10 protein-coding genes are annotated in these 13,988 nt (G+C 62.3%); 3 read left to right on the top strand and 7 right to left on the bottom strand.

Features of this window, described 5'->3' with window-relative positions; translation table 11 throughout:
• Window positions 1-28: 28 nt before the first annotated feature.
• Genes AC1DJW_RS11120 through AC1DJW_RS11105 form a run of 4 tightly spaced genes read right to left on the bottom strand, consistent with a single transcriptional unit; the run spans window position 29 to window position 5,955 of the window.
• Window positions 29-1,459 (bottom strand): amidase, encoded by a 1,431-nt coding sequence (locus tag AC1DJW_RS11120; protein ID WP_476901438.1) that lies wholly within the window; start codon window positions 1,457-1,459, stop codon window positions 29-31.
• Window positions 1,456-2,862 carry a dihydroorotase gene (locus tag AC1DJW_RS11115; RefSeq protein WP_476901437.1) on the bottom strand — a complete coding sequence of 469 codons (1,407 nt, stop codon included), beginning with the start codon at window positions 2,860-2,862 and terminating at the stop codon, window positions 1,456-1,458. The genes AC1DJW_RS11120 and AC1DJW_RS11115 overlap by 4 nt, the downstream gene beginning before the upstream one ends.
• A gap of 8 nt (window positions 2,863-2,870) precedes the next feature.
• A complete protein-coding gene (locus AC1DJW_RS11110) occupies window positions 2,871-4,502 on the bottom strand; it encodes an amidase (protein ID WP_476901436.1) in 1,632 nt (543 codons plus the stop codon).
• A 40-nt stretch (window positions 4,503-4,542) separates the two neighbouring features.
• Complete coding sequence (locus tag AC1DJW_RS11105) at window positions 4,543-5,955, bottom strand: MFS transporter (protein ID WP_476901435.1); 1,413 nt, start codon at window positions 5,953-5,955, stop codon at window positions 4,543-4,545.
• Between the two features lie 133 nt (window positions 5,956-6,088).
• Between AC1DJW_RS11105 and AC1DJW_RS11100 the strand changes: the two genes are divergently transcribed.
• Window positions 6,089-6,991: a LysR family transcriptional regulator gene (locus AC1DJW_RS11100; RefSeq protein ID WP_476901434.1), complete on the top strand. Its 903-nt coding sequence runs from the start codon at window positions 6,089-6,091 to the stop codon at window positions 6,989-6,991.
• Window positions 6,992-7,181: 190 nt separating this feature from the next.
• Here the strand turns inward: AC1DJW_RS11100 and mgrA are convergent, their stop codons facing one another.
• Together mgrA and AC1DJW_RS11090 are read right to left on the bottom strand one after the other, a co-directional pair.
• Complete coding sequence (mgrA, locus tag AC1DJW_RS11095; RefSeq protein ID WP_476901433.1) at window positions 7,182-8,228, bottom strand: L-glyceraldehyde 3-phosphate reductase; 1,047 nt, start codon at window positions 8,226-8,228, stop codon at window positions 7,182-7,184.
• A gap of 85 nt (window positions 8,229-8,313) precedes the next feature.
• Window positions 8,314-9,216, bottom strand: coding sequence for a helix-turn-helix transcriptional regulator (locus AC1DJW_RS11090; protein WP_390280063.1), 903 nt, complete (start codon window positions 9,214-9,216; stop codon window positions 8,314-8,316).
• A gap of 507 nt (window positions 9,217-9,723) precedes the next feature.
• On the opposite strand from AC1DJW_RS11090, the gene AC1DJW_RS11085 reads away from it, so the two are divergent.
• Entirely contained in the window at window positions 9,724-11,205 is a 1,482-nt protein-coding gene (locus AC1DJW_RS11085) for an MFS transporter (protein ID WP_476901449.1), read from the top strand.
• On the opposite strand, the gene AC1DJW_RS11080 is transcribed toward AC1DJW_RS11085, so the two are convergent.
• Window positions 11,202-11,924 carry an SAM-dependent methyltransferase gene (locus AC1DJW_RS11080; protein ID WP_476901432.1) on the bottom strand — a complete coding sequence of 241 codons (723 nt, stop codon included), beginning with the start codon at window positions 11,922-11,924 and terminating at the stop codon, window positions 11,202-11,204. The genes AC1DJW_RS11085 and AC1DJW_RS11080 overlap by 4 nt on opposite strands.
• 329 nt (window positions 11,925-12,253) lie before the next feature.
• On the opposite strand from AC1DJW_RS11080, the gene AC1DJW_RS11075 reads away from it, so the two are divergent.
• Window positions 12,254-13,987, top strand: coding sequence for a DEAD/DEAH box helicase (locus AC1DJW_RS11075; protein WP_284752914.1), 1,734 nt, complete (start codon window positions 12,254-12,256; stop codon window positions 13,985-13,987).
• The last annotated feature ends 1 nt before the right edge of the window (window position 13,988 follow it).

Below are 13,988 nucleotides of genomic sequence, written 5' to 3'. Positions count from 1 at the left end.
GCCGTGCGCGCGGCGCGGCGTCGGAGCGCTATTCAGGGCCTCCATGTTGGAAGCTGTGCTGCCAGGGATGCACTTGCTCAAATGCCTTCGCGACGTCCAGCAATGTATCGTCCGCAAAATGTCGGCCGCTCACCTGCACGCCTACTGGAAGCCCTTTGCGGGTACGTCCCACCGGGATGCTCACCGCAGGCTGCCCTGTGAGGTTGGAGAGAAATGCGAACGGTGACCATTGGCGCCCGTCAGCAATTCCACAGTCTCCGTCCTGGGGAAATCGCATCCCGACGGGAAAGGCCGGAGTGGCTGTTGTAGGCGTAAGGAGAACGTCGTAGAGTTCACCAAATCTTCGCATCGTGTCATAGACGATCTGCCGATTCCTCCGCGCCCGGGTCAGCTCATCGCTGCTCCACCGCCGATCGACAAGCTCCCGGATATCCGGAGAAACGGCCACGCGATCTGCGAGCTTGCGAAGTTCCTCAAGGTCCGTGTCCATCGCCACGGTTGCCGCGAATATTTCCCGGAGGTCCGGCAATGCCGGCAACTGAGGGGACGCTTCCCGGACGATCCATGACTGCCGCGAAGCCACCGCCCTAACGGCCGCCTCGGCTATCTGTGCCACTTCGGAGTCAACCTCCGCCCCAGCAAGACTTGGGCTGTACGCAAGGACGAGATCTCTTTGCCGAGATGTTCTGTGTTCGGTGCCCAGCGGCACGGAATGCCGATCCCGAACATCGGGCCCGGCAATAACCGACATGACCAGTGCGCTGTCAGCAACTGTGCGCGTGATCGGCCCGATGCACTCAAGCGATTCCCAGCTATTTAGACCGGTCCGAAGGGGCAAGCGCGACGACGGGTACAACGGGACCACGCCGAATGTGGGCTTTAGTGCAAAAACGCCACATATGGCTGCAGGAACCCTCAAGGATCCACCCCCATCACTACCCAGCGCTATCGATCCCATGCCCGCCGCGACGGCGGCTGCGGCACCCCCCGATGAGCCTGCCGCCGTCATGCCAACATCCCACGGGTTGCGTGTCGGGCCGAACAGCTCGTTATCTGTGACGACGCCGTACCCCAGCTCTCGCGTGTTCGTCTTGCCGATCAGTATGCCTCCGGCGTCGCGGAGCCTTGCCACCGAGATTTCGTCCTGATCCGGAACCCAGTCCTGATGGGCCAAACTTCCCAGTGTTGTACGCAACCCCTTCGTAGGGATGAGGTCCTTCACGGAAAACGGTACGCCGTGCAATGGACCGATCGGCTCTCCCGCGGCTTGCCTGCGGTCTGCGGCCCGAGCCTCATCCATTGCTCGATCATTCATGGTGACATATGCGTTCAGCTCGGGGTTGACGGCGGTGATCCGCTCCAGGACGGCGGTGGTCAGCATTTCTGCGGACCACCGGCCGTCCCGGATTCCTGCAGCCTGTTCAACCGCTGAGAGCTGCCAAAGGATGGGTTTTCTCACGTTGTCTTCTGCGCCGGTGCCAGCTGCATGAGATCCGCGGCCTTCCTCGGCAGATAGCTGCCATAGCCAGGTTCCTGAACCAAAGAACCGTCCACCAAAAGAGCCCGCCCACGGAGGAAGGAGTGTGTAGGCCATCCCGTAACCGAGCGGTTCTCGTAAAGACTGTAGCTCGCACGGGTGTGCTGAGTACGAGCCTGAATTGTCTCCGTCCGCTTGGGATCGACCATGACCAAATCAGCGTCGGATCCTACTTGGATGGCCCCCTTCTTGGGGTAGAGCCCATAGATTTTCGCAGGATTGCTGCTCAGAACGGCAGCGAGCTCCGCCGGATCAAGGCCCCGGCGACTGACCATCTCATCAAACATGATGGGCAGCAGGGTCTCAGTTCCAGGCGCCCCGTAGGGTTCCGCGAAAATGTCTGTCGTCTCTGTCAGGCTTTCACGATCACGCGGTGCATGATCGCTTGCGACCACGGAAAGCGTTCCATCAGAAAGTGCTTGCCAAAGACTGTCGTTGTCGAAGGCAGTCCGCAAAGGCGGCCCAACTTTCGCCAAAGGACCCTTGGCGATGAGGTCGTCATTGCTCAGGGTGAGATACTTGGGACAAGTCTCCCCCCACGCCCTCTGCCCGGCCTTCTGCGCCTCCCGCAGCGCCCGGATGGCGCCGCTCGTTGTCATATGAAGAACGTAGAGCGGGCAATCCATCATCGCGGCGTAAGTCAACGCCCTTATGGTTCCCAGATCCTCTGCTGCTGACGGTTCCGCTGCCGCGAAATCGCTGATGGAGGTCTTGCCTGCTGCGCGGCTTCCCGCAATAAGGTGGCCGATCATCTCTCCGTCTTCAGCGTGCACCATGGCAAGGCCACCGGCGTCGCGGATCAAACCCAAACCGCGGAGCAAAAGATTGTCGGGCATCATGATTCCCATGTCCTTATAGGACATAAAGAACTTGACCGAGGCGCTTCCCAGCGCCATCAGCTTGGGAATTTCCTTGTCCAAGTCGTGCTCAGGCCGCACAATCGTGTGAAGTCCGAAATCTATGACCGATGTACGGCTGCCTAGGTCGATGAAATGCTCGATGGCAGCCGACGGAGCCATGTCGATTGGTGCCCGAATTTGGGTAATGGCCGTTGTTACGCCTCCAAAGGCCGCGGAACGATGACTGTCCCCGATTTCATCCGAGTGATCCGTCCAAGTCCTACAATGCACATGCGAATCAATGGCGCCAGGAAGAACGATTCGATCTACGGCTGACACAACTTTCTTCGCTGCCCTCTGGCTCAGATCCGGTTCCACCGCGGCGATCGTTTCGCCTCGGATTCCGATATCGGCCCGTCTGGTGCCTTCAGGGGTAACGACAGTTCCGCCGACAATGACGACGTCGAAGGGTTCGATGTTGTACACGGGCTTGTTCACTTTCCGCCGGAAGTTACAGGGTGGCTCGGATGACGCAGATGCCAAGGCGTCTTGCTTTCGTACGCAGCACCAACGTAGAAGAGCATCGGTTCACTGTGCGGCGGTCCACACAGCTGCAGCCCGACAGGGAGCCCTTCCTTCGTGAACCCGCACGGCACCGAGAGCGCAGGTAATCCCAAAGTATTTAGAGGAGCCGCATAGCGCGTGTAAACAGTGTGAGCCGCTTCTTCGCCCCTGGATCCAGTACTGATGGAAAGGGTATCCACCGGAGCTGCGGGGACCGGCGTCGTCGGCGTCACGATGACATCCACGTCTTTCCAGACTTCCGAGAATTGGCGCGCAAAGAACCCTCGCAGCCGAGCGGCCTTGAGATACTCACTTGCCATGACCCCCCTACCTGCTTCCTGCCGCTGTCGGATGTCCTCGCCATACTCAGCCGCTCGATCCCTGATGAGCTCCTCATGAATACTGGACGCTTCCGAAAAGGCAATAGCGCGGTGAACTGGCGCTATGGCAGCTGCGTCCGGCAGCACCACCTCATGGATGGTCGCGCCCAAGCTGGCCAGCTCACTCAGGGCCTGAAGATAAGCGCGCTGCACCCCTTCGTCCAAGCCCATCTCAAGCCAGTTGGTCGGCACGCCAATGCGGAGATCAATCCGATCCCGGGCAGACCCACGGGCCGACGCTTCTTGACAGGACATTCCATACCTCTGCCGTGCCCGACCATCCAGAAGCATGTCCGCGATACTCGCTGTACCGCTGATTGTCTGTGCCAAAACGCCCATGGTTTCGGTAGTCCACGTAAGGGGAACGACCCCGCTTCGATCCATGACACCAAATGTCGGCTTGAGACCCACGATTCCGCAGTGTGCTGCCGGAACCCTGATTGATCCTCCCGGATCGGTGCCAACGGCAGAAGAGACGAGGCCCGCAGCGACAGCGGCTCCGGCACCGCCCGCGGCCCCTCCGGCCGTGCGTGCCAGGTCCCAGGGGTTGCGCATGCTGCCATAGTGATCGTTCGTTCCGGTCGTTCCTGCTGCGAACTCCTGAGTATTGAGCTTGCCGGCTAGAACCGCTCCCTCGCCTTTCAACCGCTTCCACGCCGCCGCATCTTTGTCAGGAACGAAATCACGCAAAATACTCGATCCCGCAGTCGTAGGGATCCCGGACGTGCAGACCATGTCTTGCAGTCCTATGGGGATGCCTGCCAAAAGACCGCGCGAATCACCGAAGTCAGTCTGGAGGTCAGGGGTCACGCGGATAAAGGCGTTGAGAGAAGAGTCCCACGTGTCCATCTGGTAGGAGAAAGCCTTAAACACCTCGGAGCGTGTCAGGACACCCCGCGCTGTAAGATCGGCCAGCACATGTCCGGGAATCCAGGGAAGGCTGTCGAGGTCTGGTTCCCGGGCTTGATCGGTGCTGGAACCGGGGAGCTCAACCGGGTCGGGCCGATAAGCCGATGCTTCCACAGGATCGAAGATCAGCGGTGGCGGATCATCAAAGAGATTGGTAGGACCGTGGCCCTGCAGGCTGGCCGCAACCGCATCCAGCAAGTCCCCGGCACCCTCTGCGGTGACGTCGTCGAGATTTGGGTTGAGCCATTGAAGCAATTCCGCTCGTGGTTTCAAGGGTCCTCGTAGTTGTTGGTTTGACTGCTTCACGGTTGCCTCAGTGCATCGGGACAAAGGACTCCTCGACCTCCTCCTCCGTGTTCTTACCGATCGGCTCCCACTTGACGATCGCAAGAGCAATCAGACCCACCACGGGGGCGATAACAAGAGTGAACAGTGTTCCGTAAAGGCCAAACGTTGCGAGAAGAATGGGTACCAGGAACAGCGCGGTAAGGCTTCCGGTGCGGTTGGCCGCTTGGGAAAGACCAGCGCCTGCACCGCGGATTTGCGTCGGGTACGACAAGGCCGAGAAGGATTGGGCAGTCGAACCAGGGCCGAAGGTGTGGAAGCCAATGAAAAGCGCCAGGAGTGCGACCCCGAGCAGAGCCGGCAGCGACTGACCCCAGATTCCGAGAATGAGGAGGATAACGCCGACAGCGCCGAAGCCGATGATAGAGAGCCTCCGCAAGCCCAGACGGTTGACCATCGAGCCGGCGAGTAGAGCTCCTACCAATCCGCATGCGTTGGCTGCAATGGACGCCGTGAGAGAAACGTCGACGCTCTTGGAGATGAAAGAGAAAACGATCAATGGCAGGTAAAAACCGACAGAGGAGAACTGAACGCTTTGGGCCGCGCTGATGAGGACGATGAGGATACTGCGGTTCCGGTACTGCTTGGCGAACAGCATCTTCATGACCTTGAAGAATCCGGGTGAGTCCTTAGCTTCGATGATGTTGAGTACGGCATTCTCATCCACGGAATAAGGGCGGTTGTTCATTTTGCTAAGAATTCGTGCCGCCTCGGGAAGATCGCCGCGGTTTGCTGCCCACATGGGGCTTTCCGACATGTACTTGAACCGGAGGGCAAGGATAACGATGGCGGGTACAGCGCCCAGGCCAACTGCCCAGCGCCAGAGTTCAGTTCCGACACCGGCGTGGTTCATGCCGAGTGCGACGAGGAGCCCGACGATGGTGGCGGCGGACCACATGGCCGCTGCCGATTCGACCCATTTGCCCTTTTTCTTCACGGCCATGAATTCAGCGAGGAATGCCATCGCGACGGGCACGTCCAACCCGACGCCGATGCCGATGAGGAGGCGGAAAAACACGAGCATCCCGTAGTTGGGAGATAGAGCTGCACCGATCGTGGCGACGACGAACAGCAGTATATTCACCATGAACATCTTCAGCCGGCCGAAGCGATCGACAAAGTAGCCGCCTGAGAAGGCTCCCAGGATGGCTCCAAAGGCCATGACTGCAGTAACCAGGCCCAAAGTCTGGGCATCGAGATGGAACTCCTGCTGAAGTTGGACAGAACCTGCGCTCAGGCTGGTGAAGTCGTAGGCGTCGATAAAGAAACCGCCAAGTGCGATGGTGCCGATCATCCGCGTTCGGCCGCCTAGCCGGGGGGTCTCATTGACTTCGCGGACAACATCGTCCTTCGAGCGAATGATTGTTGCTTCAGTGGGCATAGCCTCTCCTATGTTGGGCCGGGCACCGTGATCAAAGGGGGAATCTGAACGGTGGCGGCTGTTAGATCTACTGAATCGCATTACTTGCCCTCCGGGTAGCCTATTTTTCTTTGGATAGCCATAGGATTTGTCTATGGACCTACGAGGGCTTCAATACTTCGTCTCCTCAGCAGATGCGGGGAGTTTCACCGCGGCGGCGGAGGCGCTGTACGTCAGCCAACCGTCTCTCTCGGAGGGCATCCGGCGATTGGAACGCGAACTCGCAACGCCCCTTTTTCATCGTGTGGGCAAGGGAGTTGTGCTGACCGAGTCCGGTCTTGTTCTTCTTCCGATGGCCCGAAACCTTCTTCGGGACCTGGACGAAGCGCGCGAAGCGATGGTTGCCCTTAGGGGGCTCCAGGGCGGCCACGTTCGTCTAACCTCGCCTCCCGGTCTTAGTGTCGACCCGCTCGCCCAGATCGTTGGCAGATTTCGAGATAAGTACCCCGCCGTAACGTTGTCCATGCTGCCTGCAGAGGACGGCAACCTGGCGACTCAAGCCGTACTGTCCGCTGCATGCGAGATCGGAATTGTCGATCGTCAACCTCACTCGTCGGATTTGGTCGCGCACGTCATCGCCCGCAACGAGATCATGGTCATTTCACCGCCAGGGACCGGACACGAGGAGCCCACGCAGATTCCTTTGGAAGCCCTCACTGGGCGCTCATTCATCAGCAGCCTCCCAGGAACCCGTACCCGAACAGTTCTGAATGATGCGAGGGAGAGCGGGATCGATCTCAGGATCGTCGTTGAAACTCCACACCGTGAAGCCGTTGTGCCCTTGGTCCTGGAAGGGGTCGGAAGCGCGTTTGTTACCAGCTATGTAGCCCGGGAAGCCCAGAAACGAGGAGCCGTCGCGTCCTCGTTGCAACCACAGATCAGTTACGACGTTTACCTCATCCACCGCTCAAAGCCACTCACACGAGCAGCCGCCGCGTTCGTTAGCCATGCCCTTCTCTTAAGCTCCACTACGATGCCTCAAACACCCGAAACCTAGCGCTGACTCCTCGGCGCTTGGGCCGGCCGATCCATAGGATGGCCATGGCGACGGTGTCAGAACTGGCGCCGTCAGCGGCGCGGCGTCGTTGGTTCACACATCGGGCGACGTTGCGAATTGCGCCGTCTCTGGAGGACGACGTGGCGAACCCTCACGCCATCCTCCAGGGACGATTTGCGGAGCCCGACAGCTAGGCCTGGAGGGCCTTGGCCCAAAGGTTGATGTCCGATTCGACGGCGAACTGGTCAATATTGTCCAACTCGTCGTTGGTGAAGTCGGGACCTGAGGTTGCCGCCAAATTGTCCTCCAGTTGCCGGACGCTGCTGGCGCCGATCAGAGCCGATGTGACAGGGATTCCCTTGTTCTGCGGGCGCAGCACCCAGGCAATGGCCATCTGGGCGAGCGTCTGCCCACGCTGCGCCGCGATCTCATTGAGGCCCCGTATCCGGGCCAGGTTCTCCTCCGAGAGCTGGGTGTCCACGAGCGACTTGCCCGCGGCCGCGCGGGAGTCCTCCGGGACGCCCTGCAGGTATCTGGAGGTCAGCAATCCTTGCGCAAGGGGCGAGAACGCGATGGCTCCTGCGCCCACCTGCTCAAGGGTTTCGAACAAGTTGGGGGAGCCGTGTTCGGTCCAGCGGTTGAGCATTGAGTACGAGGGCTGGTGGATCAGCAATGGTGTTCCAAGGTCCTGGAGGATGGCAGCTGCTTCGAGCGTCTTCTCCGGGGAGTATGAGGAAATGCCCGCGTACAGCGCCCTGCCTGATCGAACCGCGGTGTCGAGCGCTCCCATGGTCTCCTCAAGGGGAGTGTTGGGGTCCGGGCGGTGGCTGTAGAAGATATCCACGTAGTCCAGGCCCATGCGCTCGAGAGACTGGTCCAGGCTTGAGAGCAGGTATTTCCTGGATCCCCATTCCCCGTACGGGCCGGGCCACATGTGGTATCCAGCTTTGGTCGAGACGACGAGTTCGTCGCGGTACGGCTTGAAGTCGTCTCTGAGGTGCCGGCCGAAATTCGTTTCGGCACTGCCACCGGGCGGACCGTAGTTATTGGCGAGATCGAAGTGTGTGACTCCGAGGTCGAAAGCGCGGCGAAGGATGGCGCGCTGTGTCTCAAAGGGCTTGTCGTCGCCGAAGTTATGCCAGAGGCCCAGTGAGACCGCCGGAAGTTTCAGACCGCTTCGCCCCACCCTTCGGTACGGCATCGGAGCATAGCGGTCCTGCGTGGGGTTGTAATTCATCAATCTAATTTCCCTTGGATACGGAGATGGAGAGGGGACATCGGGCGCGGGACATCGGACCCGGGGCTTATGTGCAGGCGTTTGTTCAGGGGGTTTTGCTGGCGTCGGACCCGCGTCTTTCTTCGGCTGCTTGTGCAGCTTCAGGAGTGCCCGTTCCGGCGCCGAAGCTGCCGAGCAACGCGAGTGAATCCGCCGACGAGGAACCCGGCGGGGCGGAATACACCCTTAGCGTCTGATCCGGATCGTCGGGCAGTGTGAGGTCTTCGACGTTCAGTTCCAAGTCCCCGACGACGGGGTGGTGGAGCCGAACAATGCTCGCCGATGCTTTTGCCACCCGGTGCCCTGCCCACCACTTGCGGAAGTGCTCGCTGGACACCGCGAGTTCGCCAACGAGTTGACTTGCCTGCGCGTCGTTGGGGTGGCGCCCGATGTCCACGCGAAGGGACCCCACTGCATCAGATGCCACAGTCTTCCAATCCCGGAAGAGCGATTGTGCGAGCGGATCCAGCATGATCCACCGGGTCAGGTTCCGTTCCGTTGGGGGCATCGCGGGGAAATCGGCAAGCAGGAGGATGGCGAGACGGTTTCCGGCCAGAACATCAGTGCGTCGGCCGAGGATAAGGGCGGGCACATTGCCCACGGCGTCGAGAAGCTGGTGCAGGGCAGGCCGTACTCGCTGCCCGGAAACGGGCGGACGCTCGGACAATGCGCAATTCTGCAAGAGGTCCATCATGTGCGCATGCTCGCCCGGATCCAAGTGCAGCGCCCGCGCCACGGAGTCAAGCACCGATCGGGAGGGGTGGATGTTGCGGCCCTGCTCCAGCCTCGTGTAATAGTCGGTACTCACATCAGCAAGCCGGGCGATCTCTTCACGGCGCAGACCCGGGACCCTGCGGGCACCGGAACTGGCGCTGATTCCGGCCTGCTCGGGCGTCAGCCGTGACCGCATTGCCTTCAGGAATTTTCCAAACTCTGCACTCTGACCCATGCCTTCAATTCTCCGCCGCCGGATTCGGGCTTTCCATAGGGAAGGTAGGTCGCTCAGTCCTAGGAAAACCAGGGAGCGGCACAGCTGCTGACATGGTTCCCGGCGCCGCATAACGTCGTCTGCAGGGACTCGACGAAACCGGTTTCCGGATGAATCGCTCCAGAAACCCACTAACCGCCACCCGAAAGTAACCGCGACCCGAAAGATGCCAGGCAAGAACGGGCATTTCGGTGCAACAAACGACAGAAGAGAACCATGGATTTTTCCCTCATGATGGCTTGCGTAGTCGTCAACTCCATCAACCATGAAGCACTCAGCGCATTGCCCAATGCCCCCGTTATCGCTCCACGACCACCCGGACGCACCCGCAGGCGACTGGTCCGTCTCCAGGCGACGCTGGCCAGCGTTCTACACCGAGCAGCATGGGCGATTGAGCTGTCCAAGACGCCGACGGGACACAAAATAAACACGACTGTGTAAACGCGACCGTAGTTCTAGGCTGGGATGATGACAAGCCACGACGCGACAGCCGGCATACTGCAACGCCCCTATCTCCTGGCGACAGCAGGTGCCTGCGCGTTGGTCTTCCTGGCAGCTTTCGAATCCATGGCCGTCACCACCATCATGCCGCTAGTGAGCCGCGAGCTGGACGGTGCCGGACTCTATGCATTGGCGTTCGCCGGGCCGCTCGCCACGGGTGTGATCGGCATGGTCGCCGCAGGAAACTGGGCGGACAGGCGTGGTCCGGCCGCCCCGCTGTACGCATCCGTGGCCCTGTTCGCGGCCGGGCTATTCATCGCCGGTACCGCGGTTTCCATGCCGATGCTCGTGGCCGGCAGGCTCGTCCAAGGCCTCGGCGGAGGCGCGATGACCGTGGCGCTGTATGTGGTGATCGCCCGGGTGTACCCCGCCCGATTGCATGCCCAGGTCTTTGCCGCGTTCTCGGCGGCCTGGGTCGTTCCTTCGATGATTGGTCCCTTCGCCGCCGGCGTGGTTGCCCAGTTGAGCAGCTGGCACTGGGTGTTCCTCGGCGTCGTGGGCCTCGTTGTTCCGGCCTTGGCAATGATCCTCCCCGCCATGCGGGGCATGCGTTCCACGCCGGACCCACGGGAGGCAGGCTCACCGGCGGACTCCCCGAAGAAGGCCGCCGGTGAGGCAAAGCCTGAGGGCGCCAACGTTCCCTGGGCATTCGGCCGCATGGGATGGGCCGCGCTCGCAGCCCTTGCGGTTCTCGGCCTGAACCTCTCCGGGCAGGTGCCCGGCGTCGGCTGGGTGATTGCCGCCGTCGCGCTCGTCATCGCAATGCTGGCAGTGCGGCCGCTGGTTCCGCACGGCACGCTCGGCGCGCACCGCGGATTGCCGAGCGTCATTTTGATGCGAGGCGTTGCTTCCGCAGCCTTCTTCGGTACCGAGGTTTACGTGCCGTACCTTCTCACGGAGCGATACTCGTTCTCTCCGGCATTTGCCGGACTCGCGCTGACGGGATCGGCGATCGCCTGGGCAGGGGCATCCGCCGTCCAGGGCCGCATGGGTTCCCGGCTTGGCAATGCCCATGCAGTCAAGATCGGGTCTGCGCTGGTGCTCGGTTCGGTGGCAATCGTCCTCGTGACCACGGTGTTTTCGTGGCCTGCCGCAGTGGCGATTGCGGGCTGGCTGTTCGCGGGCGCCGGGATGGGCCTGATGTACCCGCGGTTGAGCGTCATGACCCTGGCGCTCTCCAAGCCGGTGGATCAAGGCTTCAACAGTTCTGCAATGTCCATCGCCGATTCCCTCGGCGGCGCCCTCTCGCTCGCCGTGACGGGTCTCGTCTTCAGTGCGCTGACGACGACGGCGGGCTCGTTCGCGGGGGTGTTCGTACTGACGTCGAGCATCGCCATAGTCGGACTCATCATTTCGCCGCGGGTTGCCGTTCGGCGCTCTACGGGCGCTGAACGTGTGGGGGACGCGGAGGCCCACCCCGCCGCGGAGGCGGACGACGTGCGGGCCTAGGGCGTGCGGGCCTCGGACGTCCGGGTGGCCCGGAGCACGCTGTCGATGGTGGTGGCGTGCTGGCCCTCAGGGCCCGTCACCCCGCGCTCCCTGGAATCGGCAACATTGATCCTCCACGAGCCCGGGCCGCGCGTGAGCGCCCCCACCAAGTCCTCGGGAGTGAAGAATTTGTCCTTCATATCCTTGTGCCCGCTCCACGGAGTCAGGCCATCCGGATGATGCCCGACCACCAGCAAAGCGCCGCCGGGAGCCACCGCTGCCGCGGCAGAGGCAAGGGAATCGCGCCACGGAAGAAGCGGAGAATGAAGGAATTGGGAGGACACCAAGTCGAAGCCCCCTTCGGGGTGCCACGAGCCGAAGTTCCGCTGCAGCCACGTGATCCGGCCCTGTAGCCCGACGTCGGCGGCGTGGGCTTCTGCCCGTTCAAGAGCGACGGCGGAGACGTCCACCGCGGTCACCGTCCAGCCATGCTCGGCGAGCCAGATGGCGTCCGCGCCCTCTCCGCAGCCCAGGTCCAGGGCGGTGCCGGGAGCCAGTCCCTTGGCTTCGGCGATCAGCTGCGGATTGGGATTACCGCTCCACCTCTTCGCCTTTTCCCGGTAGACCTCGTCCCAAAACTGCGCCGGGTCGGCGTCCTGGTCAGGGTTGCTGTGAAGGTGGGCTCCGCTGTCGTGGATTTCGCTGTGAAGGTGGGCTCCGCCGTCGTGCTGGTGCGTCATGGCTCAAGCCTGCCCTGACGTGCGCCGCGAGGCAACGGCCAGGCCAGAAGACCCCTGTGGAAGGGCGGGCTGCTCGCGGATGCTAGAATGGATCTACTTGATGTGCAGTGATGCCCGCTTAGTCCCCGAATTTGGCGTAGTTCCAAACTTGGGAAGTGGGCTTTTTTCATGTGAGAGGCACATCCTGCGTCGATGAACGCGTTTTCTCTGGTCCCGGCCACGGCTTATTGCCTACCGGTCGATCACTGACTTTTTCCTCGGCGAACCCTTGGCCCAACCGGCGTCGGGGGACGATGTCCGTTGGACACCGCCAGAAAGACCCGAAACACATGACTACTTTTGCTGCCCTTGGCACGCCCAAGGCCATCGCCGAGTCCCTCGCTGCAGATGGCATCGAAGAGGCTTTCCCCATCCAGGTCAAGACCCTCCCGGATACGCTCGCTGGCCGCGACGTCCTGGGCCGTGGCCGCACCGGCTCCGGCAAGACCATCGCTTTCGCTATCCCGCTCGTGGCGCGTCTCGCCGAGCGCGAAGCCAAGCACTTCCGCAAGCCCGGCCGCCCCATGGGACTGGTCCTCGCGCCGACCCGCGAGCTGGCCACACAGATCAACGCCACCATCGAACCGATGGCCAAGGCCATGGGCCTGAACACCACGGTCATCTACGGTGGCATCTCCCAGGCCCGCCAGGAAAAGGCGCTGCGCGCCGGCGTCGACATCGTCATCGCCTGCCCGGGCCGCCTTGAGGACCTCATCCGCCAGCGCATCCTGACCCTCGAAGCCGTCGAGATCACCGTGCTGGACGAGGCCGACCACATGGCCGATCTCGGCTTCCTCCCGGTGGTCAAGAAGCTCATGGACATGACCCCCACCCAGGGCCAGCGCCTGCTCTTCTCCGCGACGTTGGACAACGGTGTTGACAAGCTGGTCAACCGTTACCTGTCCAACCCGCTGACCCACTCCGTGGACGACCCGCAGGCCGCGGTGACCACCATGGAGCACCACGTCCTGGTGGTCAACGACCAGACCGTCAAGAAGCAGCTGATCGTGGAGCTGGCCTCCGGCGCTGGCCGCCGCGTCCTCTTCATGCGGACCAAGCACCACGCACGCAAGCTCGCCAAGACCCTCACCGACTGCGGCATCCCCGCTGTCGACCTTCACGGCAACCTGTCGCAGAATGCCCGTGACCGCAACCTCGCCGAGTTCTCCAGCGGAGAGGTCCGGGTCCTGGTGGCCACCGACGTCGCAGCCCGCGGCGTGCACGTAGACGACGTCGAACTCGTCATCCACGTTGACCCGCCCACAGAGCACAAGGCTTACCTGCACCGCTCCGGCCGTACGGCCCGCGCAGGTTCCGACGGCACTGTTGTCACGCTGACGCTCCCCGAGCAGCAGTCCGACGTCAAGAAGCTCATGAAGGCTGCCGGCGTCGACGTTTCGTTCGAACGCGTCACGGCCAACTCCCCGCTGGTTGCCGAGCTCGTGGGCGAGGTCGCCGACAAGGTTGACCCGCGCACCCGTGCGGCATTGCTCGCAGCGAAGACCCAGCAGCCGGGCGGCGGTACCTCCACAGGTGCCAATGCCCAGCGCAAACGCGCCCGTCGCTCCACACAGGCTGCACCCACTGCGGGTGGCCGTGGTGGTCGCGGTGGCCGCGGCAAGGTTTCGGCCGAGCCCGTACGCACCGACATCAACCGCGCCGAGCGCCGCGCAGCCGCGAACGACGACGTCGCCCGCAGCTCACGTGGACGCGGCAACGCAGCAGCCGGTCACCGCAACGACGTTCCTGGTGCTCGTGGCCAAGGTGCGCAGGGTGGTCGCAGCGGCCGTCCGGCGACAGGTCAGCGTGCTGCCGCTGGCAACCGCTCGGCGTCGGCTCCGCGCACCGAGTCCGCAACCTCAACGCGCAGCAGTGGCAACAAGGCTGTGTGGTCCTCGAACACGGGCGGCAACTCCGGCGGCTCGTACGGTTCTGGCTCAGGCAACTCGGGTTCCGGCCGTCCGGCCCGCAGCGGCCCGCGCCGTGCCTCGGCTCCCGCGTCGAACGAGCGCCGCGGCCGCTAAG

The organism is Arthrobacter sp. 05L417 (genome assembly GCF_056397865.1).
This window is presented reverse-complemented; position numbering and strand designations above follow the sequence as displayed.

Excerpts from the sequence above, each read along its gene's own strand:
- AC1DJW_RS11085 (WP_476901449.1), top strand. The coding sequence starts at position 9,724 with ATGACAAGCCACGACGCGACAGCCGGCATACTGCAACGCCCCTATCTC.
- AC1DJW_RS11080 (WP_476901432.1), bottom strand. The coding sequence starts at position 11,924 with ATGACGCACCAGCACGACGGCGGAGCCCACCTTCACAGCGAAATCCAC.
- AC1DJW_RS11090 (WP_390280063.1), bottom strand. The coding sequence starts at position 9,216 with ATGGGTCAGAGTGCAGAGTTTGGAAAATTCCTGAAGGCAATGCGGTCA.
- AC1DJW_RS11105 (WP_476901435.1), bottom strand. The coding sequence starts at position 5,955 with ATGCCCACTGAAGCAACAATCATTCGCTCGAAGGACGATGTTGTCCGC.
- AC1DJW_RS11100 (WP_476901434.1), top strand. The coding sequence starts at position 6,089 with ATGGACCTACGAGGGCTTCAATACTTCGTCTCCTCAGCAGATGCGGGG.
- AC1DJW_RS11075 (WP_284752914.1), top strand. The coding sequence starts at position 12,254 with ATGACTACTTTTGCTGCCCTTGGCACGCCCAAGGCCATCGCCGAGTCC.
- mgrA (WP_476901433.1), bottom strand. The coding sequence starts at position 8,228 with ATGAATTACAACCCCACGCAGGACCGCTATGCTCCGATGCCGTACCGA.